23 protein-coding genes are annotated in these 22,835 nt (G+C 39.9%); 10 read left to right on the forward strand and 13 right to left on the reverse strand.

Features of this window, described 5'->3' with window-relative positions:
- Nucleotide 1 precedes the first annotated feature (1 nt).
- Together QZ738_RS04975 and QZ738_RS04980 are read left to right on the forward strand one after the other, a co-directional pair.
- Nucleotides 2-1,318, forward strand: coding sequence for a TldD/PmbA family protein (locus QZ738_RS04975; protein ID WP_293785253.1), 1,317 nt, complete (start codon nucleotides 2-4; stop codon nucleotides 1,316-1,318).
- Between the two features lie 152 nt (nucleotides 1,319-1,470).
- Nucleotides 1,471-3,111 (forward strand): TldD/PmbA family protein, encoded by a 1,641-nt coding sequence (locus QZ738_RS04980; RefSeq protein ID WP_293785255.1) that lies wholly within the window; start codon nucleotides 1,471-1,473, stop codon nucleotides 3,109-3,111.
- Between the two features lie 164 nt (nucleotides 3,112-3,275).
- Here the strand turns inward: QZ738_RS04980 and QZ738_RS04985 are convergent, their stop codons facing one another.
- The 4 genes from QZ738_RS04985 to QZ738_RS05000 form a co-directional block, all read right to left on the reverse strand.
- Nucleotides 3,276-3,551, reverse strand: coding sequence for a hypothetical protein (locus tag QZ738_RS04985; protein WP_293785257.1), 276 nt, complete (start codon nucleotides 3,549-3,551; stop codon nucleotides 3,276-3,278).
- 88 nt (nucleotides 3,552-3,639) lie between these two features.
- A complete protein-coding gene (locus QZ738_RS04990) occupies nucleotides 3,640-4,107 on the reverse strand; it encodes a ribosomal protein L7/L12 (protein WP_293785258.1) in 468 nt (155 codons plus the stop codon).
- A 473-nt stretch (nucleotides 4,108-4,580) separates the two neighbouring features.
- The gene (locus QZ738_RS04995; protein ID WP_293785259.1) at nucleotides 4,581-5,321 is read right to left on the reverse strand and encodes a DUF3667 domain-containing protein; all 741 of its coding nucleotides are present in this window, start codon (nucleotides 5,319-5,321) and stop codon (nucleotides 4,581-4,583) included.
- A 6-nt stretch (nucleotides 5,322-5,327) separates the two neighbouring features.
- Nucleotides 5,328-5,585, reverse strand: a complete 258-nt coding sequence (locus tag QZ738_RS05000; RefSeq protein WP_293785260.1) for a hypothetical protein — start codon at nucleotides 5,583-5,585, stop codon at nucleotides 5,328-5,330.
- Between the two features lie 153 nt (nucleotides 5,586-5,738).
- Here QZ738_RS05000 and QZ738_RS05005 point away from each other — a divergent pair, with 153 nt between their 5' ends.
- Complete coding sequence (locus tag QZ738_RS05005) at nucleotides 5,739-6,362, forward strand: TetR/AcrR family transcriptional regulator (protein ID WP_293785262.1); 624 nt, start codon at nucleotides 5,739-5,741, stop codon at nucleotides 6,360-6,362.
- 307 nt (nucleotides 6,363-6,669) lie between these two features.
- Here QZ738_RS05005 and QZ738_RS05010 read toward each other — a convergent pair whose 3' ends face one another.
- Entirely contained in the window at nucleotides 6,670-7,278 is a 609-nt protein-coding gene (locus QZ738_RS05010) for a hypothetical protein (RefSeq protein ID WP_293785264.1), read from the reverse strand.
- Nucleotides 7,279-7,380: 102 nt separating this feature from the next.
- Here QZ738_RS05010 and QZ738_RS05015 point away from each other — a divergent pair, with 102 nt between their 5' ends.
- Nucleotides 7,381-8,274: a winged helix-turn-helix domain-containing protein gene (locus QZ738_RS05015; protein WP_293785266.1), complete on the forward strand. Its 894-nt coding sequence runs from the start codon at nucleotides 7,381-7,383 to the stop codon at nucleotides 8,272-8,274.
- 438 nt (nucleotides 8,275-8,712) lie between these two features.
- On the opposite strand, the gene QZ738_RS05020 is transcribed toward QZ738_RS05015, so the two are convergent.
- From QZ738_RS05020 to QZ738_RS05040, 5 genes are read right to left on the reverse strand one after another with little or no spacing between them, the layout of a single operon-like run.
- A complete protein-coding gene (locus QZ738_RS05020; RefSeq protein ID WP_293785268.1) occupies nucleotides 8,713-9,732 on the reverse strand; it encodes a zinc-binding alcohol dehydrogenase family protein in 1,020 nt (339 codons plus the stop codon).
- A gap of 2 nt (nucleotides 9,733-9,734) precedes the next feature.
- Nucleotides 9,735-10,766: an aldo/keto reductase gene (locus QZ738_RS05025; RefSeq protein WP_293785270.1), complete on the reverse strand. Its 1,032-nt coding sequence runs from the start codon at nucleotides 10,764-10,766 to the stop codon at nucleotides 9,735-9,737.
- Nucleotides 10,759-11,094 carry an L-rhamnose mutarotase gene (locus QZ738_RS05030; protein ID WP_293785272.1) on the reverse strand — a complete coding sequence of 112 codons (336 nt, stop codon included), beginning with the start codon at nucleotides 11,092-11,094 and terminating at the stop codon, nucleotides 10,759-10,761. Before QZ738_RS05030 ends, QZ738_RS05025 begins: the two co-directional genes overlap by 8 nt.
- A 6-nt stretch (nucleotides 11,095-11,100) precedes the next feature.
- Nucleotides 11,101-12,369: an L-fucose:H+ symporter permease gene (gene fucP / locus QZ738_RS05035; RefSeq protein ID WP_293785274.1), complete on the reverse strand. Its 1,269-nt coding sequence runs from the start codon at nucleotides 12,367-12,369 to the stop codon at nucleotides 11,101-11,103.
- Nucleotides 12,370-12,390: 21 nt separating this feature from the next.
- Nucleotides 12,391-13,908: an alpha-L-fucosidase gene (locus QZ738_RS05040; protein ID WP_293785276.1), complete on the reverse strand. Its 1,518-nt coding sequence runs from the start codon at nucleotides 13,906-13,908 to the stop codon at nucleotides 12,391-12,393.
- A gap of 108 nt (nucleotides 13,909-14,016) precedes the next feature.
- Here QZ738_RS05040 and QZ738_RS05045 point away from each other — a divergent pair, with 108 nt between their 5' ends.
- The gene (locus QZ738_RS05045) at nucleotides 14,017-14,904 is read left to right on the forward strand and encodes an AraC family transcriptional regulator (RefSeq protein ID WP_293785278.1); all 888 of its coding nucleotides are present in this window, start codon (nucleotides 14,017-14,019) and stop codon (nucleotides 14,902-14,904) included.
- Nucleotides 14,905-15,076: 172 nt separating this feature from the next.
- Here QZ738_RS05045 and QZ738_RS05050 read toward each other — a convergent pair whose 3' ends face one another.
- Complete coding sequence (locus tag QZ738_RS05050) at nucleotides 15,077-16,084, reverse strand: PAS domain-containing sensor histidine kinase (RefSeq protein WP_293785280.1); 1,008 nt, start codon at nucleotides 16,082-16,084, stop codon at nucleotides 15,077-15,079.
- A 410-nt stretch (nucleotides 16,085-16,494) separates the two neighbouring features.
- On the opposite strand from QZ738_RS05050, the gene QZ738_RS05055 reads away from it, so the two are divergent.
- A complete protein-coding gene (locus tag QZ738_RS05055) occupies nucleotides 16,495-17,004 on the forward strand; it encodes a sigma-70 family RNA polymerase sigma factor (protein ID WP_293785282.1) in 510 nt (169 codons plus the stop codon).
- A 70-nt stretch (nucleotides 17,005-17,074) separates the two neighbouring features.
- On the opposite strand, the gene QZ738_RS05060 is transcribed toward QZ738_RS05055, so the two are convergent.
- Entirely contained in the window at nucleotides 17,075-18,481 is a 1,407-nt protein-coding gene (locus tag QZ738_RS05060; protein ID WP_293785284.1) for an alpha-L-fucosidase, read from the reverse strand.
- A gap of 235 nt (nucleotides 18,482-18,716) precedes the next feature.
- On the opposite strand from QZ738_RS05060, the gene QZ738_RS05065 reads away from it, so the two are divergent.
- Together QZ738_RS05065 and QZ738_RS05070 are read left to right on the forward strand one after the other, a co-directional pair.
- Nucleotides 18,717-20,150, forward strand: a complete 1,434-nt coding sequence (locus tag QZ738_RS05065) for a sensor histidine kinase KdpD (protein ID WP_293785286.1) — start codon at nucleotides 18,717-18,719, stop codon at nucleotides 20,148-20,150.
- Nucleotides 20,151-20,164: 14 nt separating this feature from the next.
- Nucleotides 20,165-20,878 (forward strand): response regulator transcription factor, encoded by a 714-nt coding sequence (locus QZ738_RS05070; protein WP_293785288.1) that lies wholly within the window; start codon nucleotides 20,165-20,167, stop codon nucleotides 20,876-20,878.
- 39 nt (nucleotides 20,879-20,917) lie between these two features.
- Here QZ738_RS05070 and QZ738_RS05075 read toward each other — a convergent pair whose 3' ends face one another.
- On the reverse strand, nucleotides 20,918-21,319 hold the full coding sequence (locus QZ738_RS05075; protein WP_293785290.1) for a helix-turn-helix domain-containing protein: 402 nt from the start codon (nucleotides 21,317-21,319) through the stop codon (nucleotides 20,918-20,920).
- Between the two features lie 124 nt (nucleotides 21,320-21,443).
- Between QZ738_RS05075 and QZ738_RS05080 the strand changes: the two genes are divergently transcribed.
- Both QZ738_RS05080 and QZ738_RS05085 read left to right on the forward strand, forming a co-directional pair.
- Nucleotides 21,444-22,238, forward strand: a complete 795-nt coding sequence (locus tag QZ738_RS05080; protein ID WP_293785292.1) for an SDR family oxidoreductase — start codon at nucleotides 21,444-21,446, stop codon at nucleotides 22,236-22,238.
- A gap of 19 nt (nucleotides 22,239-22,257) precedes the next feature.
- Nucleotides 22,258-22,575: a nuclear transport factor 2 family protein gene (locus tag QZ738_RS05085; RefSeq protein ID WP_293785294.1), complete on the forward strand. Its 318-nt coding sequence runs from the start codon at nucleotides 22,258-22,260 to the stop codon at nucleotides 22,573-22,575.
- Nucleotides 22,576-22,835 lie beyond the last annotated feature (260 nt).

The following is a 22,835-nucleotide window of genomic DNA, read 5'->3' on the forward strand; positions in this document are numbered from 1 at the left end:
TATGGCCATATTAAGTAAAGAAGAAGCCCAGGCGATATTAAAAAAAGTAGTCGGTTATTCGAAAGCCGATTTTTGTGAAGTAAGTTTAAACGGCTCTGATGGTGGCAACATCCGTTATGCCCGTAATGCCGTTTCTACCGCAGGCCAAATCAGCACAATGAGCTTAGGCGTAAGCTCCACCTTTGGCAAGAAGACCGGTTCTGCCTCTATAAATGAATTTGATGATGCCTCTTTGCAAAAAGTAGTAAAGAGAGCAGAAGAGCTGGCCATGCTGGCGCCAGAGAATCCCGAATTTATGCCACCCCTGGGTCCGCAAACCTTTGCAGAATCGAATACCTATAATGATAAAACAGCTGCTATTACACCTGATACCCGGGCGGAAATGGTGGCTAAGAGTTTGAGCGTGTCTAAAGCTGCAAATCTGGATGCCGCTGGTTTCCTCGAAAATGCTACGCGTTTTAATGCCATTATGAATTCTAAAGGTTTGTTTGCTTATAATAAAGGGACAAATGTATCTTTTTCAGTTACGGTGAGAAACAAACAGGGAACAGGTTCTGGTTATGTGGAGCAGGATTTTAATGATCTGGACAAAATGGACACCCTGGCACTCAGTAAAATTGCGGCAAGCAAAGCCAATGGCTCGGCAGGGGCCAAAGCCATAGAGCCAGGTAAGTATACTGTTATTTTGGAGCCACTGGCTGCCAGCGATATCATTGGCAATATGTTCAGGGGATTTGATGCCCGCAGTGCGGATGAAGGCCGGAGTTTTATGAGCAAAAAAGGCGGTGGAACACGTTTAGGTGAGCAGCTGTTCTCTGAAAATGTAAACATCTATTCTGACCCGATGAACGCTGAAATTCCATCATCCACATTCACAGGAGAAGGTTTACCGGTAAAAAGAACACAATGGGTGGAAAAAGGAGTAGTGAAAAACTTATCCTATTCAAGGTATTGGGCCGCACAAAAAAATGTTCAACCACTTCCTTTTAGCCGCAGCATGATTATTGAAGGTGGCAACCAATCGTTGGAAGACCTCATTAAGAGCACAGAAAAAGGCATTTTGGTCACCCGTTTCTGGTATATCCGTTCGGTTGATCCGCAAACCTTATTACTTACCGGATTAACACGGGATGGTACTTTTTATATCGAAAACGGTGAAATTAAATTCCCGATCAAAAATTTCAGGTTTAACGAAAGCCCGGTAATCATGCTTAACAACGTGGAAGCTTTGGGTAAACCGGTAAGAACAGGAAGCGGATTGATACCGCCAATGAAAATCAGGGATTTTACATTCACTTCATTATCAGACGCGGTTTAACTAGCTCCAGCCTACATATCGTCATCTAGACTGAAGTACAGACATAAGCGATTCGTCATTCCCGCGCAGGCGGGAATCCTAAAGCTATTGCATTACGATTCCCAATCAAGTTGGGAATGATGACCAACTTAAGAATTTAAAACAACTAAAAATTGAGAAGAAGAGATTTCCTATACATGACCGGTGTTGGTCTTGGCGCCAGGGTGCTGCCTAACATTCCTGCTTTTGGCAAAATAATTTCTGTTGAAGAGTCTTTAACGCCTGTTGATGTTGCCTTAAAGAAAAAAATGGCTGAAATTGCACTCAATGCAGCAAAAAGCAAAGGTGCCACTTATGCTGATGTTCGTATAGGAAGGTATTTGAACCAGGTTGTAGCCACCAGAGAAACACGGGTAGAAAACATTTCCAATTCTGAATCATACGGTTTAGGTGTACGTGTGATTGCCAATGGAAGCTGGGGTTTTGCCGCAACAAACAACATGGACGACAGCAGCATTGCCAAGGCTGCTGAAGCTGCTGTGGCCATAGCTAAAGGAAATGCCAGATTAATGGAAGAACCTGTAAGACTAGCCGCGCAAAAGGGTTTTGGCGAGGTAAGCTGGAAAACACCCATTGAAATCAATGCCTTTGAAGTGCCCATTGCCGACAAAGTTGATCTCCTCTTAAATGTAAATAGCGAGGCCATGAAAGGTGGCGCTAAATATATCAGTTCCAATCTCTTCATGGTCAATGAACAAAAATATTTTGCCTCTACTGACGGATCGTATATTGATCAGGATATTCACAGGATATGGCCAACCTTTACCCTAACCAAAACGGATTCGGCAAGCGGAAAATTTGAAACCAGAAATGCCTTAAGCGCACCCATGGGAATGGGCTTTGAATATCTGCAACCGAAAGATGAAGAAAAAATAAAAGGCGGACCGGTTACGATGTACAAAAAACGCTACGATATCCTTGAAGATGTGCGTGAAGCTGCAGTACATGTTGACGAAAAATTAAAGGCGAAACCCGTAGCACCGGGCAAATACGATCTTGTTCTAGATCCGTCACATCTATTTTTAACCATACATGAATCTGTCGGCCATCCCACCGAACTCGACCGGGTTTTGGGCTACGAAGCCAATTATGCCGGAACCAGTTTCCTGACATTGGATAAATGGGAATCCAAAAAATTCAACTTTGGCAGCAAAGAAGTAAATATTATCGGCGACAAACTGGAACCAGGTTCCTTAGGTGCGGTGGGTTATGACGATGAAGGCGTAAAATGTGGTAAATGGGATATTATTAAAGATGGGATTCTGGTAAATTATCAAACCATCCGCGATCAGGCACATATTTTAGGCTTGGCAGCATCGCAGGGCTGTTGTTATGCCGACAGCTGGGACAGCCTTCAGTTTCAGCGGATGCCAAATGTTTCGTTGATGCCTGGAGATCAGGCTTTAAGCGCTGCCGAAATGGTTAAAAAGGTAGAGAAAGGCATCTATATGTTCGGCCGGAATTCTTATTCTATCGATCAACAGCGTTATAACTTCCAGTTCAGCGCGCAGTTGGCGTACGAAATTAAAGAAGGAAAGATTTTTGGCATGCTAAAAGATGCCGCCTATCAAGCCAATACCCAGGAATTCTGGAATTCATGCGTGCAACGCTGCGACAGAAATGATTACCGCCTGGGCGGGACATTTTCGGATGGCAAAGGTCAGCCAGGGCAGGTAAGCGCAGTTTCGCATGGTAGCCCTACCACCCGTTTTAATGGCGTTAATGTAATCAATACCGGCAGGAGGTTAGGTTAGCATTCCGTATACACATCGTTTTTGTAAGTTCCAGACTTCTGCTGTCATTCTGAATGCAATGAAGAATCTTTTGTCAGGCGACTGCTGATCGTCTAAAGATCCTCCGTTGCATCAGAATAATTGTTCAGTAAGCCCACATACCCTGTAAAAACACCAGTTATGTTTTATTTCGATTCCTTTGCATTATCTATTGCAATATTAAAAGTCTTGTAAAATTCACCCTTGATCCATTGCACCTTACCAAAATCCTTCATCTCTGGCGCAATGATGTAATTCCCTGTCTCACTATCAAGGATCACTACCATGTTGGTGGCATTTACTTCAGTGCGGTACCTTCCGCCTGTTTGATCCTGGCTATTTTTAAAACTGATGGCGGTAAACATGATGCCAGCGCCTAAAAATCCCAATAAAAGGGATTTGGAATCCAATGTGATTTTCATATTCTTAAGATTTATTTGTGTGTGAAATCAAATTAATAATTTTAGTTCACGCATTTTAATTCTATCAGAAATATTGCATCACTTTTTACTAAATGTTAAACATAATACAGGTTAAAGCTGCTGCAGCCAGAACAATAAGCAATAGTTTTATCAAAAATTTTCGAATGGGATTTTGGTTAGCCGCTACGTGGTCAGCAACGAGATCTTTGATTTCCGTATCCCTGCTTTGCCGCACTACATTGCCGGTAACCTTATACCGGAGCAACTTTTCAACATAGTCTTTACTTTCCGCCAAACCCAAACCTGTGGCATCTTTATAATGTTTGATAGCATTTAATTTATTGCCATTCCTCAAGATAGCCAACAGCTCTGCATCCAGATTGGGGAGATTGGCTATCGGTTCCTGTATCCCTCCCTCTAAGCTATCAACATAATCTTTGGCATCTTTTAAACCACAACCACTATGATCTTTGATTATCTTAACAGCTGCTACTTTCTGATCATTTGCGAGTAATACTAAGGCTTGTTGTTTTGCTTCGGGGCTAACATGAATCATAATTTTTAAGTTAGCAAAATATATTCCGAAAAAAGAGATTTTGACCTTGATTCTAAGATCAAGCTATCTTGTTCAAATTTCATCAGAAAACAGACCTTACAGTCATTCTGAATAAAGTAATCTTCCGGATAAATCTTTCCATTTTAAAAGCAGTATCCAACTAAAGAAAAAGGACAGATTTTCCTTTCTGTTAAAGAAATATGTATCTATAGGGTCTCATTAATCTTTGTTAAATTAAAACAGGGATCAATTTTTAATCAAATCTTCCATCACAGCAGCCTGCCCCATTCCCACAATAACCACCACATTTTTATCTGCCTGCAAAACCTGGTTATGCAAGTTTGCCTACATAATCACATTTCTTTTATACCAGGCAGCAACCAGATCCGGACCTAAAAAAATTGGCTTTAGCACTGATTCTGTTAGCAATGAAATATAAACTTCCTGGTTTAAACGGTGTTGGCCTATTAAAATCAACGTTTTGCAATGACAGCGAAAGCAATCCCCAGTATAAGCGCTAGTAAATTGTATGATATGGGAACGAGGATACTTCTTAAAATCAAGGCTACCTTACTATAGTTAAAGACCGAAAAAAACTGATAATAAAACAAAATGCTATAGAAAAGACCGAAAAAGCTTAATACACCGAAGTATAGAAATAACAGCACCTGGGTATTATGATAGAATATGGTCAACACCGAAACAAGAAGACCGATAATCATTTCCACAATCACACGGTAAGAGTTTAAAACCAGGTGTTCTGAAAAATTGAGCTTCGCTTTTCTAAACCATATTAAACTAAAGCACGAATAAATGGGAATTGTGATGATGAGTATTAGTTTAGGATAATGAGAAATGAATTTCTCGAGATCGTTCATCATTGCTTTGCTCCCCTTAGGCATCAGATCGGACATATTACCATGTGCATAGGGCGCTATGAGACCTGATACCGTAAGAATGAGCAGGATGAGCGTAACAAAACTAAAATAAGGAACCCTTTTGCCCTGAATGTATTCGCGGACACTGTGCCCCGGCCGGGTGAACAGACTTTTTAGGGTAAATAAAATGCCTTTGTCTACATGCCAAACCCCGTGAATAAAGTCATGTTCGACAAAGTGTTTAATAGAATAACGATGTGTAGTAGACTTTTGCCCACAGTTAGCACAGTAATTCTGCATCACCGGAGCCCCACAATTCAGGCAATCTGTTGACATGGCTGGCTACGATTTGGCGTTTCTGTTTTTAAGTTCAGTATTAATCTGAGACAAGCTGATCAAAGTTGGCAAAAGTGTTAGCGAACTGCAGAATGGAACGATCATCAGTACTTTGGGCATATTAGATGAAAAGGCCAGATAAATTATAACAGCGGTAGCAATAAGCAATACCAGGCCAAGTCCAAACAGTGCACCCTGCAAACTTTTTTTCTTTTTATACAATTCTTCTACAGGTATTGCCGAAATGGAAGTCTCCTTTTTCATATTGTTTGCTCAGATTAATGTAGTTTGGGTGTCGTGGAGCTTCGTCATTATTTCAGGCATCTCCCCGACCAGACAAATATACAACATATCACCAATTGGTGATAAAAATATTTAAAATGATTGCGTAATTTTCCAAACGGTTATTTTTATGATATGGAAAAGAAAACAGAAGCGAAATCGTTAAGAAACAAAGAAAAAAGCAAACAGAAATTTTTAGCTGCTGTAGAAAAAATACTTCACACCAAGGGTTTCTCAGGCCTTAAGGTTAATGATATTGCGCGTACTGCAGGCCTGGACAAAAAATTGATCTATAATTATTTTGGTGGAAAAGATGGTTTGATTGATGAATATATCCGTTCACAGGATTTCTGGAGCAATGTAAAAGATGAATCAGGTGAGACTTTGATAAACGATGGGGGAAAAGAATTCTCGAAAACCATGCTACTCTCTCAATTTGATTATATTTTTAAGAATAAAAATATACAAAAAATTCTGCTTTGGGGATTGATAGAGAACCGTAAATCGCTAAGAAAACTGGCAAACGATCGCGAGGAAAATGGAGCGCGATTATTTGAAGGCATTACCGACCCACATTTTAAAGAAAATGCCAAACGATACAGGGCCATTATTGCATTACTGATTTCGGGAATCTACTATCTGGACATTTACGCCGCCACAAACGACTGTACCTTTTGTGGATTGGACCTTAAAAGTACGTCTGGAAGGTCAGAAATTGAAAACGCCATTTCTTTTTTGGTCGATAAAACTTATGAGTAAAAAAAATGAAGTAAAGTTCCCGGAACCTGCCTTTCATTTTTTTCTTGCAGATAAACCTTACTGGTTCCTCTATCAGAAGCTGAGGCTGTATCAGAAGTGCTTTTGGCGATTCTTGCTGCAATAATATTCGGAAAGGTTGTCATTCCCGGGAAAAGGGAAACCCTAAAAACAATCTAACGGCACATAAGTAAGTCATTGCCAGATCACAGGATGCCCTTCGGATCAGCTAAGCATGACGACACCGCCAAATAGAATTTCTTTGCAAGCTATAAATCTAAAATGCTGATACAGCCTCGTTGTTTATTGCTTAGCAACCTCCTTTTCGGGGTAGACGTTTAAAAATTTCTTTACCATCCCATTCTGCATATTCAGCTGATACGATTGGATAGGCGTACTTAGGTGCATATGAGAGGTTACGGCTTCTGACCATGATCTTATCGTTAACCTTGATGTTATGCAATTGTGCAAGTTGCGATCTTTCCGCCTCAAAATTTACAATGTAATCAGCACCGTTAATCCTGGCCATTATACCGAACCCTAATCTCGATCCCGGAGGAAGCGATAATCCGGTTACCACAGCATCCATATCAATAAAGGCATTTATCTCCTCCTTTATTTTCGCAGCACTGGCACTCACTCTTTTACCTGTGGGCGATGTTTCCCATGCTTTAAATTTCACGCCATCGGGGCTTGCCTCCCATTTCTTCCTTTCGGCATCTCTCTGTTGAGCGGAAAGCGGTTTTGGCTTTGGCATCTTCGTATTTTGAATCTTCTGGTTAGCAAATGCTAATCCGCTTGCCACTGCCAGCAGCAAAATAAATCCATACATGACTTTTTTAGCCGTTTTTGGCGCAACTAACGCTGATCTATCCGATGATAAACCGGAGCTGTTAAAGGAATTTTCTTTATTTTTCATATCTTTTTAATTTGTTGTAACAAAACTACCCCGATATTTTTCGGTCTGAAGAGGAAGAATTGTAAATAAAATTGTAAACTTTGTAAATAAACCCTTGACAATATGTTTGATAGCCTAATTCGCTTCTCCGGAAAAGGAAAATATCTTTTTGGATTGATGCTAGTGCTGTTTATTGCGCTCATTTGCGCGATTCCCGGTATGACCGACAATGAGGGGTTTGATTTGGCAAGAAGGGAGATGTTGCTCCGTAAGATCGGACATGAACTGCTCTTACAATCGGGCGACAGGACATCCAGGGTACTCCCCATAAAAAAGGTTGCAGCAAACGAATATCAAATTCAGTTTGATCACGAATTCACTTTCAACCCGATTACCTTGATAAGCACGACTAAACGTTTGCTGGTGAAAGACCCGATGGCAAATAATTATGTAGTTAAAGTATTAAATTTAAAGGATTCCAGTGTTACTTACGGATATGCAATATCTCAGCATAAAGAAGATGAAATTATAGCATGCATAGGAAGAAAGCAGCCAAAAGCAAGTTATATCATCGACATTAAACTGAAACCAAAAGGAATTATCACGAAGAAAAATGGATATCTTCTGGGCAGTCTGCCATTTCTGGCATTTGTTGGCTTTATCTTTTTTAGATCGGTTAAGCCTCAAAAAACTTCATACAATAAAAATCAACACGAAGACCTGATTACGTTAGGTGCAGCTGTATTTGACACGGAAAGCCGAAAGCTCACCATAAATGAAAAGGTAATGCAATTAACCGGTACCGAAACCAGGTTGTTGCTCATCTTTGCAAAGTCTCCCAACGAAATCATTGAGAGAAGTCGGCTGCAAAAAGAGATCTGGGAAGATGAAGGTGTTATTGTGGGCCGTAGCCTGGATATGTTTATATCAAAGCTTAGAAAAAAACTGGAAGCCGATCCTCATATCAATATCGTTGTGATCCGCACTAAGGGATATAGGCTTGAAATTAAAGGTTAAATAGCGAATATGGATAAGAAGCTATATTATAATTAATTTCACCTACAATTTGTTCAGGTGAGTTTACCCACTATTAAAATAGTTAGCTGTGTATGCCAGGAAGGCCATTTAGTAAGCTCAGGTTTGAAGCTTACAAATTAAGACTATAAGCAGAAAAGCGATTTGTTTGCCAGATCCGTCTGGTATAGCCATGAAGAGAGCCATAGTGCAGCCCGCCTAAGATTGCCGCATGTGCGGAAATGACGACCGTACGGGTAAATTTGTCAATGATTAGGTAATTTATCTTCGTAATGAATGTAAACAACAGCTTTTGCACTACAATTCCAGGCTGTAGTCGAAATAATAGATAAAAAAGCAAAACTAGATTTGATAGGCAAAACTAGTCCTGCTCTTTAAATACTGAAATTACTTTTTCAAATCAACATTAAATACCTGGCGTTATTCGTCAAAACTGATCAATGCTTTGATCAGCGAATCATTTGCATGGAGTAGATGATTAAATTTTTCTTTTACCTCCGTAAACGGAACATGATGGGTGATAAAATCAGTCGGTTTAACCAGTCCGTTTCTAATGCAATCAATTACATGGGCAAAATCGTGCGGCAGCGCATTTCTACTACTCATTAATACGGCTTCGCGCTTATGAAACTCAGGATGTACCACTTCAATCGTACCTTTCTGAAGGCCTATCATGATAAATTTACCAGTATGCGCTAAAAACCGGAAGGCATTGTTAATGGCCTTTAAGTTTCCGGTACAATCAATAACCACCTTCGCCATTTCTCCATTGGTAATTTTTGACAGCTGCTCTACAGCATCTGTTACCAAGGGATTAATGGTGTTTGTAATGCCGAAACGTTCCCTGCAAAAAGACAGCCTGTTGTCATTCACATCTATAACTGTCACTTCGGCACCGCTGATTTTGGCAAATGCAATAGTACCCAAACCAATCGGTCCGGCGCCAAGGACCACCACATTGTCGCCTTTGTTCGGTTGTGCCAGACTAACGCCATGCGCACCAATGGCCAATGGTTCTATGAGTGCCAGTTCATCTACTGTTAATCCTTCGCCACTAACAATTGAGGATGCAGGAACCGTGATGTACTCCTGCATGGCACCGTCTATATGAACACCGAAAACTTTAATGTTTACGCAACAATTGGTTCTGCCGCTTCGGCATGCGATGCACTTTCCACAATAAAAATATGGACTAATGGTAACCAGATCTCCGGATTTAAAGTCTGCCCCCTCCCCTGCATCTACCACTTCGGCAGCAATCTCATGGCCGAGGATTCTGGGATATTCGAAAAATGGCTGAGTGCCTTCAAATGCGTGGTAATCGGTACCGCAAATCCCTAATCTTCGCATCTTGAGCAATACCATTCCATCTTCAACAGCTGGCATCTCTTTATTGATATAGCTAAATTCTCCTGGTGTATTACAAACTAATGCTTTCATCTTTATTTTAAAAATTCAATCAATCCCTGTGTTTGCATTTCCTGCCAAAACCCGGCAGGAATTTCTTTTTGGGCCAACGCCGCATTTACAGCTACTTTATCAGGCCGGGTAGTATTTAAGGCAATGCTTTTTACTCCGGGGAAACCTGCAGAAAAACTAAAACAGGCCTCTGCAGGAAGTACATCGAAAGTTTTACAAACCTGATAAAATTTATCTCTCCAATCTAAAAGTGCTTTTCCCGCCGAACTATTTCCATCAACCGGCTGGTAATTATAAAAATCCCCGCCGGTTAAAAAGCCACCATTAAATATGGCAGAGTTAATTACTTTGATATTTTTTTGGTTAAGTTCTTTTATAAACGTAATCAGATCAGTAGGATGCGATTTGACGGTGAGACTGTTGGCAATCATTACCCAGTCGAGATCAACATCTGCTGCAACGGCCTGGATAATTTTCCAGTCTTTTGCACCTACCCCAATGGAAGATACCAAACCAGCAGCTTTTAATTCTGCCAATGCCCTATAGGCATCAAGGATTTGCTGGTAACGTTCTTTATAATCTTCCTCATTATGGCTTGCAAAAAGATATTCATCAGGATCGTGTACGGATACCATCTGTGCCTGGTAAGTACCCAACAGTTTATTCCCTTGTTCAAAACACTTTAAGATCCCATCATAACTGATCATTTGCACTGCATCATGTTCGATATCCTTCCAGATACCGGCCTCAAAGGTAGGTTCGGGAGTTAGAAGCGGCGTTCTGTACCAGCCCAGTTTATTACTGATGACTACCTGTTGAGGATTTACCTTTAAATCTGCCAAACATTTCCCCAGTGATTCCAAGGCGAGACCTGCCCCATATTTTCCGGCAGAATCGAAAAATGCAACCGGTTTTGAGGAGGCTAAACAGGCTTTTACTATTTCCAGTTTAATGCCATAATCTACCGCCTGATAGAGATTTCCCAAACTACTGGTCCCGAAAATAACCGGAGGCAGCCTTTGGCCCGGCTCCAGCTGTCCATTATCGCTAACCATTTAATTCGAATATTTTTTTCATCAATACCCACTTTTCTCCTGGTTTTGCGAATGGCAATGCTTGCTGGTAATTCCACATCAATGTTTCCCATTCCTGTACCTTTGGGTTAGAAGCATCCATAATTGCCTTATTTTCGAAACTGAAATCGTCTTCCGTTTCCATGATCATAAACAAGCGGTTGGAAACACGATAAATTTCCATATCCAGTATACCCGAACCGGTTATGCTGCTTTTAATTTCAGGCCATCCATTTTCGTGGTAAGCTTCATATTCTGCGATCAGTTTTTCATCATCAACCAGATCAAGGGCCAAACAGTATCTTTTCATTTTTAATTATAAAATTTCATTAGGTTGATTAATGATGTCTTTTCTTGTCGTTTTTTGCCCCATTAAACCAAATAGCATAATGATAACAAAACAAACCATTGGCACATAATATCCATTTTGGATATTGCCCGTTCCATCACTTAAATATCCAAAAAAACGTGGAAGTATTGCACCTCCTACAATCGACATGATAATTAAACTACTTCCCAGTTCGGTATCCTCTTTAAGGTCTTTAATGCCCAAAGAGAAAATGGTAGGAAACATAACCGACATAAAAAAGCAAATGCCGATAACGGCATACACCGTTGTAATGCCAGATGCCATTATGGCAATAAAGCAGAGCAATGCGCTGATAAAGGCATAGGTAACCAATAGATATTGGGCCTTAAAAAAGCGCATGAGAAAAGTGGTAAAAAAACGTCCGATCAGAAATGCAAAACCACATACACCCAGATAATAAGTTGCTTCTTTTTCTGTAATGCCCGCTGATTTGGTTGCATAAAGGATAAACAGGCTAAATACAGATACTTGTGCACCAACATAAAAAAACTGTGCAGTTATTGCCCATGATAAATGTTTATGTTTAAAAACTTGCCAAAAACTGTGCCTGCCACGGCCTTCATCACTTGTCCTGATATCGGGAAGTTTGATAAAATAAAATATAGCCGCCAGTAGGACCAATATGCTTCCCAATACAAAGTATGGTCCCTGAACAGAGGAAGCTTCTGATGCCAGCACAGATTTTCTTGTAGCTAAATCCATTTTGGCAAGCGCGCTATCTGGTACACCCTCTACCAGGATCAGTTTACCTCCGATGATAGGTGCTAGTGAAGCTGCAAGCCCATTAAAAGACTGGGCAAGATTTAGCCTGAAAGTAGAAGTTTCCGGTTTTCCAACTAAGGTGATATATGGATTTGCTGCTGTTTCCAGAATAGTAAGTCCGCAGGCAATAATAAAGAGCGCGGCTAAGAAAAAGTTGTAAGATTGTACCTCGGCTGCAGGCAAAAACAGATAACATCCTACCGAGAATATCAGCAGGCCGATAATGATTCCACTTTTGTATCCATACTTCTTCATGATGATGCCTGCCGGCAGCGCCATCACAAAATAGGCGATAAAAACAGCCGAATCTACCAGTGTGGCCTGTACCGTAGTGAGCGTAAATGACCGTTTTAAATGCGGAATTAATATCGGATCGAGATTATGGGCAAATCCCCATAAAAAAAACAGTGAGGTAATCAATATTACGGCCAGTGCAGGGCGCTTGGTTTCCATCAGAGAATATTATGTATATTGTTATTTATTAAATTCAATTTTAAATCCTGTAACAGCCCAGGCAGGGTAATTTTTCGGCTTTCTGATCACCAGTGAAGCATCGTTTTGTGTCCAGTCTAGTTTTTCCTTGCTGCCCAAAAGGGTAACCGAGCGAATTGTTTTTTCGAGATATTTAGAGCTTTTTCCCAGTAATTCCATTTTAATCTCCGTTTTTGGCACACTCATGCAAAATGCAAACAGGTTGCCGCCTTTTGTAGTATAACGGATATCCGTAGCTTCATAATCACGTGTATCCGCCAATCCACCAAAATCGCCTTTTTTCTGGTTGGATTTAATCGTAGATGGTCCTTCTCCGTATACTTTCCAGGGCCTTGTGGCATAAATCCCTTCTCCATAAGTTTTGGTCCATTCGCCTAATTCCGTTACAATTTTAATAACATCAGGTTCCAGGTCGCCTTCAGGGGTTTGCACCACATTAATCAGCAAGTTTCCGTTTTTACTAACTACATCAGTTAATAGCTGGGCAATCTCATTTGTACTTTTGTAACGTTGTCCTGTTCTGTAGTACCAATCACCGATTGAAGTATCGGTTTGCCAGGGAAAAGGACTGATCGAATCCAGTACCCCGCGTTCTACATCCTGTGCCCATTTACCTCCTGAAGCTTCTTTAGGTGTATAAACCGCTTCCAGTTTACCTTTATTTTTAGCCAGATCCTGATTATAATAATGTGCCACCATTTTACGGCCATATTCTTCAAAAGGCACTTTGCTATCTGAATAAAGCAGATCAGGATGGTAATGATCAATGAGTTCGGTTACATAGGTTAACCATTTTTTATGCCATACCGGATTATTAGTCAGCCATTCTTTTATATCGCTGGAGTCAGCTGGCAAATGATACAGGTCTGCGTATTGCGGGTCATGCCCATCATACGGAACCCCTGCAAACGGTCCGGTTTTATCGGAACCATGGCTGGGCTGGAACCAATTGAAACTTGCAGCCAGATGTTCAGAAACTCCAAAACGGAGGCCTTCTTTTTTTGCCGCTTTCTGCCAAAGTCCAACTATATCCTTTTTGGGGCCCATTTTTACCGAATTCCATCTATGGATTTTCGAATTCCATAAAAAGAACATATCATGATGTGAGCCCATGCTTACAAAATATCTGGCACCTGCTTTTTTATAAAGGGCCATCAATTGCTCGGGGTTCCATTTTTCTGCCTTCCAAAGCGGAATAATGTCCTTATAACCAAATTTGGATGGTGTACCGTAATGCGCTACATGATATTTATTCTGATCATTTCCCTGCAGATACATGCCCCGTGCATACCAATCGCCCTGACGGGGAACGGCCTGAGGGCCCCAATGCGACCAGATACCAAATTTGGCATCACGGAACCACTCCGGATATTCATATTGCTTCAAAGATTCGTCTGTAGGATTGAATTTACCCTGCCCAGGGTTAATGTTTTTTTGCTGAGCTTTTGCATTTAGCAACAGGAAAATTGCAATAATGCTTACGGATATTTTTTTTTTCATTTGTGTGATAACGGTTTTATATTTGGTTGCTATTTCAAAAATAAACAAGTTATCCGATCTATTTTTAACTAAATTAGACTATTTGTTGTAAAAATCCGACATTTAAAAATGATTAAACGAGTATTGCAAAATACCTTTTCACTACTCAACGTAGATTATGTGAAATTATCGGAAAAATGGAATTACTCAAATGTAATCAGTCCTTATTTCCGGATTTATTACATAGACGAAGGAAGCGGTGAGATATCCCACCAATCGGGCGCTTTAAAACTTGAACCCGGATACCTCTATATTATACCCAGTTTTACCCTTTGTAATTTACATTGTGATGGATATCTAAGCCAGTACTTTGTGCAGTTCTTTGAAGAATCTGTGGATGGAAATTCTCTCTTTGCCCGAAGCCGGAATGTTTCGAAAGTTAAGGCTAAACAGATGGATATTGATCTTTTTAAACGATTGCTTGAAATTAATCCCGGCCGTGGCATCAATCGATCTGATGATCCAAAGATTTACGAGAAAAATATTTACTATAAAGAATATCAGGAGCTGAATAACATGCAGGGTTTAGCCAGTTACCTTGAAACCCAGGGCATACTGCTTCAACTGATGGGGCGCTTGCTGCAACCACAGTTACAACGCAAACCTGAAGAGCAACATGTTCCGGTCAAGATAGTAGAAACCGTGGGTTATATCCTTGTCAATCTGCACCAGGAATTATCTGTAACCAGTTTAGCCTCACGTGTTAATCAGCATCCCGATTATTTCTCCCGTTTATTTAAAATCTTTACCGGCCAACGCCCGGTTAGCTATATCCTTGAAAAACGGATCGAACGGGCGCAGTATTTATTGGCTACCAGTCGGCTTTCCTATTCAGAAATTGCAACACAAACCGGTTTTGACAATCTATCCTACTTTTCAAAATCTTTTAAAAAACTTACTGGGATGTCGCCCAGTGCTTATAAGAAACAGGTTTATACAGTAGGTTTTACGTTATAAATGAATACTCTAAGAACAGAACCTTAGTTTTAGCCCTGAATAGTAAAAAATGATATGGGCATTTAAAGATATCCTCTGCCAAAATATGTTGGTTAATATTCCTTTATTCCGGATTAGTTATTCATCAGGTAAATAAAAAAGCAATCTGACCTTTGTTTAAAGCTCAAATATATTAAACCAACGGTAAAGAAAAATTAAAGGTAGCACCTTTACCTGGCTTGCTTTCTACCCAAATCTGGCCACCATGACGTTCAATGATATCCTTTGATATAAAAAGCCCCAGGCCCAAACCTGACGAACTATCTCGATGTTCTTTGGATTGATAAAACTGGCCGAATATGTAACTTTGGTTTTCTTCTGAAATCCCCGGACCAAAATCTTTAACCGAAGTATGTACCACTTTATCCATATGGAGTATCTTTAATTCGATTTTTTTTTGTTGAGGCGCATATTTAACGGCATTGTCCAATAAATTTGTTAATACCTGTTCAAGACGCATCCGATCAGCATGAACAAAACTTTCTTCAGGCATTTCAATCTTTAAGATATGCTCCGGGTGCGCTTGCAAAAAAGATTCTTTCATCTCCTGAACAAGTAAAGCCAGATTAACTTGTTCCATGTTCAATTGTAATTTTCCAGACTGTATCTTGGAAACATCAAAAAGATCAGTAACTAAAACGATCATTTTTTGCAACTCTCCTTTATTCCAGGTGGTAATGATTCCATCAAGCGTTTTGCTGATAATGGCATCTTCAGAACTTTCTATGATGGCAGCGAGCATAGACTGTTTTTCTTCGGCCTGGTGTTCAAAAGATATGTCGTGGGCAATTTGCGAGGTGCCAATAATTTTTCCATCCTGATCTTTGATCGGTGAAAAGGTTAAGGAAACAGGTATTTTCTTGCCTGAACGGGTAAGGCGGAAAGTTCTGTACTGTCTGATTCGTTTATCGTTTAAAATCTCCTGCATCAGCTTTTTCTTTTCTGAATATCTGTCTTCCGGAATCAGCAGAAAAACAGATTTCCCCAGTACCTCTGTTGCAGTATAGCCAAACATACGCTCCGCAGCGGGGTTCCAGTTGGTAATCTTGAATTCAAGGTCATGATAGTATATAGCATCCTGAATGCCTTCAAAAATGGATTGAAGCGTAAAAAGATCAGGAAGATGGGCTGATTTTATCATATTAATAGCAATTAATTCCGTTGAAGAGCCCTATCAAATTTATCGAAGATATTTTGAACATCCATTTCGTCCTAAACATTTTTTTGTTTTGCTATAGCTGTAAAAAGAAATTAGCCAAATCAGTTACGATCAAATCACTTTAACAATAAAGCTGATTTGGCCCAAGTTCATAGTCGTATGTAACAATCATACTGATATTAATTGAAATTATTGTAGGTTTATTTGGACTTTTAAACACTGTGGTATACAAAAAAGTTTTGTTACGCTATCTGGCCATACCTAAATCTTATGTTTTCAATCTTTAATATAGGTTACCAGGCAGGCACTCATTTTTCTGTGTGAGAAGATTAATTAAAACTTAATTTAATTCCTCCTGTTCTTACATAACCTATCTACCTAATTGAAAAATTATGAATCAAAATGAATTCAGCAGAGCGGCTGATGGGCATGCTATTGCCCTCTTTAGCCATGCGATGCGGTTTACCCATGATGAAGATGATGCAAAAGACCTTGTGCAGGATACACTGATTAAAGGAATTCGATTTTGCGCTAAGTTTGATAAAGGCACAAATTTACGTGGCTGGCTTTATGTAATTATGCGAAATACCTTTATCAACGACTATCGTAAAGCTCAGAAAAGACATTCAGTGATCAGTAGAGATGAAGATTTGTCAAGTCCTAACCTGCTTAAAAGTTCAACTAAAATTTCTTCTGAAGGAAAGTTCGTGATGGATGACATCCAAAAAGCATTACAGAGTTTACCTGATCAATACCGGATCCCGTTTCAGCGGTATTTTGAAGGCTATAAATATGAAGAAATCGCTGAAGAGCGGGGTATTCCATTGGGAACAGTGAAAACTCATATTCATCAAGCCCGGCAAATTTTGAAAACGTATCTGAAACAGTATAGGATAGCATGATGGTGCCAAAAATTGGTTGATCAGCGTATTAATAATTTAGCCGGACTAAAACTGATCCGGCTAAGCTATTTTATTTCCTTTCGTTAAATACACCGAGTTCAGCGATAACCGGTGGACTGTCAAAATCTGTAATGGTAACTTTTATTTTTTCGCACCAGATCCGCTCAAACCTGAAAATGTTCACCTTTTTTTCGCCTTCGTTATTCGCCGGCAATGCATTCCATTGGCCATTTGCATAATATTGTAAATGATAAGTTGCCTTGTGGTTATTGCCTGCGGTAAGCACCACCATATTACAAGGTACTACCTTTTCAAAATTCAATTCATACCATGGTGATTTTACGGTATAATTGGAAGACCAGCTTGAGCCAAAATTATCATCGTTGGCAAAATCCATTATATTCATATCATCACTCCAGCTACTATTGCTTTTAACGTGTTTAGCGATATTACTGGAAATAATTGGAGCAGCATGTTGTGGGATACGGGGGAGACCTACAGGTTTTTTATAGAGCTGTCCCATTTCCTTAAGAGCCGACAGGGCATTGTCGTCTATCAAACCGTTTTTACCCGGCGCCACGTTGAGAATAAAATTACAGTACGCACCGTTATATGGAATAATAAATTTGTTAACCAGTTCAGGTACGTTTTTTACCGCAGTTGTTGGGAAAGATGTTTTCCAGAACCAGTTGGCCTGGAGCGGAAGACAAGCCAGCGCTGGCAGCTTATTGTTTTCTTTTGAAATAAACTGACCTGCCCCCTGTTCGTAAGATTTGATATCAGTATAAAAAAGCGCTTGCGTAGGGTATTTGGCTGCATTGAGATCCATTACCAGGCAATTTGGCTGTAACGATTTAATCAGGTAATAAATATCTTCAAAAGGCACCTGATCATAAGAAATCCTGGACCATGGTGCATCCCATCCATCAATAATCAGGGCGGTGATCTCGCCATAATTGGTGAGCAATTCGGTCAGCTGGTCTTTAATCATTTTCACATTATCCGGTGTAATCTGATTTGGACGGATCCCGTGGTGGGTATCCAGTATAGAATAATAAAGCATTACCTTTAAGCCATTTCGGCGAAAAGCATCTGCATACTCTTTTACCACATCACGCTTTAACGGCGTATTCATGACGTTGTAAGCTGTTGTTTTGGTATTCCAGATCGGAAAACCACTATGGTGTTTGGTGGTTAAACAACCATAGGTCATATTGGCCGATTTTGCCGCTTTCGCCCATTGATCGGCATTAAGTTTTGGCGATTTAAACAGGGAAAGATCTGCATCCGGATCCGACCAGTCCTGATCCATAAAAGTGGGCATGCCGTAATGAATGAACATACCCAATCCGAGGTCGACAAAATCCTGTTGCAATTCGGATAAGGGTTTGTTGGCAGCTTTCTGCTGCGCCCTAACCGTATAAATTGATGTTGCAGCTGAGACAATAAGTAATAATAAAATCCTTTTAAAGGCCATTTTCTTTTTAGGGTTTAAGTATAAGGTGAATCTTCTGAATAATAGATTTATCTGCTATTGTTGCTGAGAATTAGACTGATCAATAAAAATCTGATTGATAAGCGTCGTCTATCTTCATTATTCAAAGCTACGTCCAACATCGCAATAATTTGCCAAACGAAAACGTAACAGAAACCTAACAAAAGCTTAACGGCATACTATTTATGGAATAATACGTCTATTTTTAAAGTATAAAATGAAAAACCGGATATATAAATCAGTCGTATTGCTCAGTTTTCTGATATTACTTCTCGTGCAATTCAGATTAACTTATAACTCTTACGTACTGAGAGACAGGGATTATAGTTTAAAAGAAAAAACACTGATTAACGATGAATATGGCCGCAGTATCTCCGAAGATAAAGTTTACAAAGGCGGTGGCAAGATTATCGATTCGATCCTCACCATCAATATGCCCGCGCTTAAAAAAGCTTATCTCAGCAACCGGAAGGAATTCATCAAACTTTCGAAAAGCATTAGCAATAACTTATTGAAGGAACTTCAAAAGAAAAGCACTATGGACAGTGTTTTCCAATCAATAGTGAAAAGAAATGGCCTGGACAGCAACTTAAAATACCTGCTTACCTTTCAGCAGATCGACATCAACTTCGACACCAAAATCGGAGACATTATCCTGTTCGACAGACATACCCCTACGGATTTTAAAGCAAACCAAAAAACGCCGTTCGGTATAATCATTGATGGTACATTGACTCATCCAACCCTACAGAACAGAATTACTCATCTCTCTGTTAGTGATAAACTGGTTTACGATTATAGGGTAACCTTCAACCTTTTTGTTGATTCCCCGGGCCGTATGCTCAAAGTGGCTTATCAGATGCTGCCTACATTTTTATTGGTGTCACTGTGTATTTTGATCATCGTAGGCATTAACTATTACACCTACATGAGCTGGATGCGCCAAAAGAAAGAAACAGATGTCAAATCAGACTTCCTGAACAGCATCAAGCACGAATTTAACACGCCTATCACCACCATTTTAGTAGCAAGCAAAAGCTTGCATGAAAATGACGTACTCAACGATCGGAATCGTGTAAGTACACTTATAAATATTATTGAAAGACAGGCCAGAAGGCTTCATTCACACATTAACCAAATGTTGGAGGTCTCGGAAATGAACCATCATATCAATTTAGAAGAAACAGATCTTAATTATGCTGTGCTTACCCTGATCAACGATTATAAAATAAAAATACATGAACCAAACAGCCTTACGTTTGATCCTCATGATTCGGAAATACTGGTGATGATGGATCCTTTTGTGTTTACCACCATGCTGCAGAATATACTTGACAATTCTTTTAAACATAACGATAGCGATGTTAAAGCGACCGTGCTATTTATTACTAAAGATAAGGATGGTTATGCCCTGCATATCAAGGATAACGGAAGGGGAATGGAAGACGATATGAAAGAAAAAATATTTGGTAAATTCTTTCGTGGAGGTAAAGATAGTACAGTGTCTGGCCTGGGCCTGGGCCTATATTATGTTAAACAATGTCTTGATATTCATGGTTGGAAAATCAGTATAAAAACAACGGCTGATCAGGGAACAGAGTTCCTGGTGCATATACCTGTAGAGCAGATTAAGATTGTTATAAATGATTAATAAATTGCAACCCTATGCTTAACGATATCATCATAATTGAAGATGAAACAGACCTGGGCAACGTCATCTCATCATACTTAAGGTTACGGGGTTTTAGTGTACAATGGTTCAAAACTGCTACAGCAGCACTCGATTATTATGCTGCAAACCCCATTGAAAATAAGCTGGTGATTGTTGATGTACAATTGCCTGACCTAAATGGTTTTGATCTTGCTGCTGAGCTGGTGAAAATAAACCCTAACCAACCGTTCTTTTTTCTTACGGCACACAACGAAAAACAAGACCGGCTCCGTGGGCTTAAGATCGGCGCAATAGATTATATATCCAAACCATTTGAAATTGAGGAACTGGTACTGAGAATCGCAAACATCATCAACAAATTTTCACCGGATCAAAAAACCCTAGCTATGGCAAAAGCTGGCTACATCAATCTGGGCGATATCAGGTATCAAAAAGATCAGTTATTTGTTTTGATGCCCAATGGTAAAGAAGTTTCCCTTACCGTAAGAGAAGCAGAAGTATTGGATCAGCTTGCTGGCCATATCAATCAGGTAGTCAAAAAAAAGGATCTGCTGCTAGCGTTGTGGGGAAACGACGACTATTTTAGTGGAAAAAGTCTTGAAGTATTCATTTCCAGACTTCGTCGGCTTTTCAAGTCTTCAGATCAGGTGAGTATAGAAAATGTATATGGTTTGGGATATATTTTGAAGATAAATAACCAAGCCTGAAATGTACCTTTTGAGCAAGAGTAGAAATTAACTTAAAAGCTATATGGTGGACACTTCTTTTGTATAACCTGAAAGATCCTGTGAGGTTTCCATTCTTTTTAAAATTACTCTTCTCAGCCTGCTTTCATGTTCGTCGCCCCAAAATCCTAATGTAGAAATTACCGGCACCAGGGTTTGACCGAAATCAGTAAGGGAATACTCCACTTTTGGTGGAACCTGAGCATAAATTTTCTTTTTCACCAATTCATGATCTTCCAATTCTTTCAACTGGATGTTCAAAACACGTCTTGAAGCATCGGGAATTTTACGTTGTAATTCACTAGGTCTCAAATTTCCCTGATGGATAAACCATAACAAACGGATTTTCCATTTGCCGTAAAGTACTTCACCGATCAGGTCGAGGCCGCAGTTTAAATTCAAGGGTATTTTTCTTTCGTGCATATACAAATTTAATCCAATGTACCAATTTGTACAATAGGGGAAAAATTTATCCCTATGCAATTCGGTTTTCCGTTATTGCCGGAAAAAGTGATACTTCTCAAATTTGTATCAAAGAATTCGACAAATGGAAAATCACTTTAATTACAACAACGAACTGCAGGGCAAAATCGTCTTGGTAACCGGTGGAACAAAAGGTACCGGAAAAGCAATTGCTGAAAGATTGCTACACGCCGGAGCAACGGTGATTATCAGTGCTAGAAATACACCTGAAAAAGAAAACAGCAATCTGCATTTTATTGCTTCCGATCTGAGTACCGCGGAGGGAACAAAAAAAGTAGTCAGCGAAGTACGCTCGAAATACGGAAGGCTGGATATTCTGGTAAACAACCTCGGCGGTTCATCAACACCTGCCGGTGGATTCTCCGTTTTATCAGATGAAGACTGGGAATCGACCCTGCAAGCCAATTTGCTCGCACCAATTCGGCTTGACAGGGAATTTTTACCACAAATGATCGATAGAGAAAGCGGTGTTATTATTCACATCGCATCCATTCAGGGTAAACTGCCTTTGTACGATTCTACGTTACCTTATGCCGCAGCTAAAGCCGCTTTGAGAAATTACAGTAAAAGTTTATCGAACGAAGTTACCCCTAAGGGTATCCGGGTGTTAACGGTTTCACCAGGCTGGATCAACACAACAGCATCGGCCTCATGGCTGGGTGAAATTGCAAGAAACGCAAACAGTACTATAGCTGAAGCGCAGAAAAGCGTGATGGATGCTTTGGGCGGCATACCTTTCGGCAGGCCCGCCGAACCTGAAGAAGTAGCTGAATTGGTCGGCTTTCTGGTTTCGCCAAGAGCCAGCTATTTAACAGGAACTGAATTTATAATAGACGGCGGTACAGTGCCAACCGTTTAATAACCATAAATACAATACGATGAATTTACCAAAAATGATCTCCGAATTAGTAAAAGCACAAAACGAATTTGACAGTACTGCGTATGCCAGTTGTTTTACTGAAACTGCAGAAGTATTTGATGAAGGCAAAACCCATAACGGAAAAGCAGAAATTGAAAGCTGGATTGATAAAGCCAACAAAGAATATCATGCCACCATGGAACCAGTAGCTTATGACGAAGATGCAAACATTCTATCCGCGAAAACATCAGGGAACTTCCCGGGTAGTCCGGCAATTTTGAAATATCATTTTCAATTTTCTAATGACCTTATTCAATCACTGAAAATAACTGGTTGATGCCTTTCTTTCACCTAGACGAAAAAAACCAGGCTGCTTAAGTTTTAAGGAGGCAATTACATCGAAAGCAATTCTTAGAATGTCTTAAGTTTGATTTATGAAGGAGTAAAAAGAGGCCGTATAGATATAAAGTTGTCATTCTGAGGAATAATTTATGGTATAAAAATCAATATAAATGACGTAACTGATTTCTTATGCCATACAGCACAGTCTTGCCTCGGCTCACCGCCGCCGAAGGGCTCTTACTTTTTGGCATCAAA

Origin of the sequence: uncultured Pedobacter sp., assembly GCF_913776295.1 — a bacterium.
Lineage (GTDB): Bacteria > Bacteroidota > Bacteroidia > Sphingobacteriales > Sphingobacteriaceae > Pedobacter.

Bases quoted from the DNA above. Each gene is read 5' to 3' on its own strand.
- QZ738_RS05070 (WP_293785288.1), top strand. From the start codon at position 20,165: ATGCTTAACGATATCATCATAATTGAAGATGAAACAGACCTGGGCAAC.
- QZ738_RS05060 (WP_293785284.1), bottom strand. From the start codon at position 18,481: ATGGCCTTTAAAAGGATTTTATTATTACTTATTGTCTCAGCTGCAACA.
- QZ738_RS05010 (WP_293785264.1), bottom strand. From the start codon at position 7,278: ATGAAAAATAAAGAAAATTCCTTTAACAGCTCCGGTTTATCATCGGAT.
- QZ738_RS05015 (WP_293785266.1), top strand. From the start codon at position 7,381: ATGTTTGATAGCCTAATTCGCTTCTCCGGAAAAGGAAAATATCTTTTT.
- QZ738_RS04975 (WP_293785253.1), top strand. From the start codon at position 2: ATGGCCATATTAAGTAAAGAAGAAGCCCAGGCGATATTAAAAAAAGTA.
- QZ738_RS04985 (WP_293785257.1), bottom strand. From the start codon at position 3,551: ATGAAAATCACATTGGATTCCAAATCCCTTTTATTGGGATTTTTAGGC.
- QZ738_RS05000 (WP_293785260.1), bottom strand. From the start codon at position 5,585: ATGAAAAAGGAGACTTCCATTTCGGCAATACCTGTAGAAGAATTGTAT.
- QZ738_RS05005 (WP_293785262.1), top strand. From the start codon at position 5,739: ATGGAAAAGAAAACAGAAGCGAAATCGTTAAGAAACAAAGAAAAAAGC.
- QZ738_RS04990 (WP_293785258.1), bottom strand. From the start codon at position 4,107: ATGATTCATGTTAGCCCCGAAGCAAAACAACAAGCCTTAGTATTACTC.
- QZ738_RS05050 (WP_293785280.1), bottom strand. From the start codon at position 16,084: ATGATAAAATCAGCCCATCTTCCTGATCTTTTTACGCTTCAATCCATT.
- QZ738_RS05020 (WP_293785268.1), bottom strand. From the start codon at position 9,732: ATGAAAGCATTAGTTTGTAATACACCAGGAGAATTTAGCTATATCAAT.
- QZ738_RS04995 (WP_293785259.1), bottom strand. From the start codon at position 5,321: ATGTCAACAGATTGCCTGAATTGTGGGGCTCCGGTGATGCAGAATTAC.
- fucP (WP_293785274.1), bottom strand. From the start codon at position 12,369: ATGGAAACCAAGCGCCCTGCACTGGCCGTAATATTGATTACCTCACTG.
- QZ738_RS05025 (WP_293785270.1), bottom strand. From the start codon at position 10,766: ATGGTTAGCGATAATGGACAGCTGGAGCCGGGCCAAAGGCTGCCTCCG.
- QZ738_RS05085 (WP_293785294.1), top strand. From the start codon at position 22,258: ATGAATTTACCAAAAATGATCTCCGAATTAGTAAAAGCACAAAACGAA.
- QZ738_RS05045 (WP_293785278.1), top strand. From the start codon at position 14,017: ATGATTAAACGAGTATTGCAAAATACCTTTTCACTACTCAACGTAGAT.
- QZ738_RS05055 (WP_293785282.1), top strand. From the start codon at position 16,495: ATGAATCAAAATGAATTCAGCAGAGCGGCTGATGGGCATGCTATTGCC.
- QZ738_RS05030 (WP_293785272.1), bottom strand. From the start codon at position 11,094: ATGAAAAGATACTGTTTGGCCCTTGATCTGGTTGATGATGAAAAACTG.
- QZ738_RS05040 (WP_293785276.1), bottom strand. From the start codon at position 13,908: ATGAAAAAAAAAATATCCGTAAGCATTATTGCAATTTTCCTGTTGCTA.
- QZ738_RS05075 (WP_293785290.1), bottom strand. From the start codon at position 21,319: ATGCACGAAAGAAAAATACCCTTGAATTTAAACTGCGGCCTCGACCTG.
- QZ738_RS05065 (WP_293785286.1), top strand. From the start codon at position 18,717: ATGAAAAACCGGATATATAAATCAGTCGTATTGCTCAGTTTTCTGATA.
- QZ738_RS05080 (WP_293785292.1), top strand. From the start codon at position 21,444: ATGGAAAATCACTTTAATTACAACAACGAACTGCAGGGCAAAATCGTC.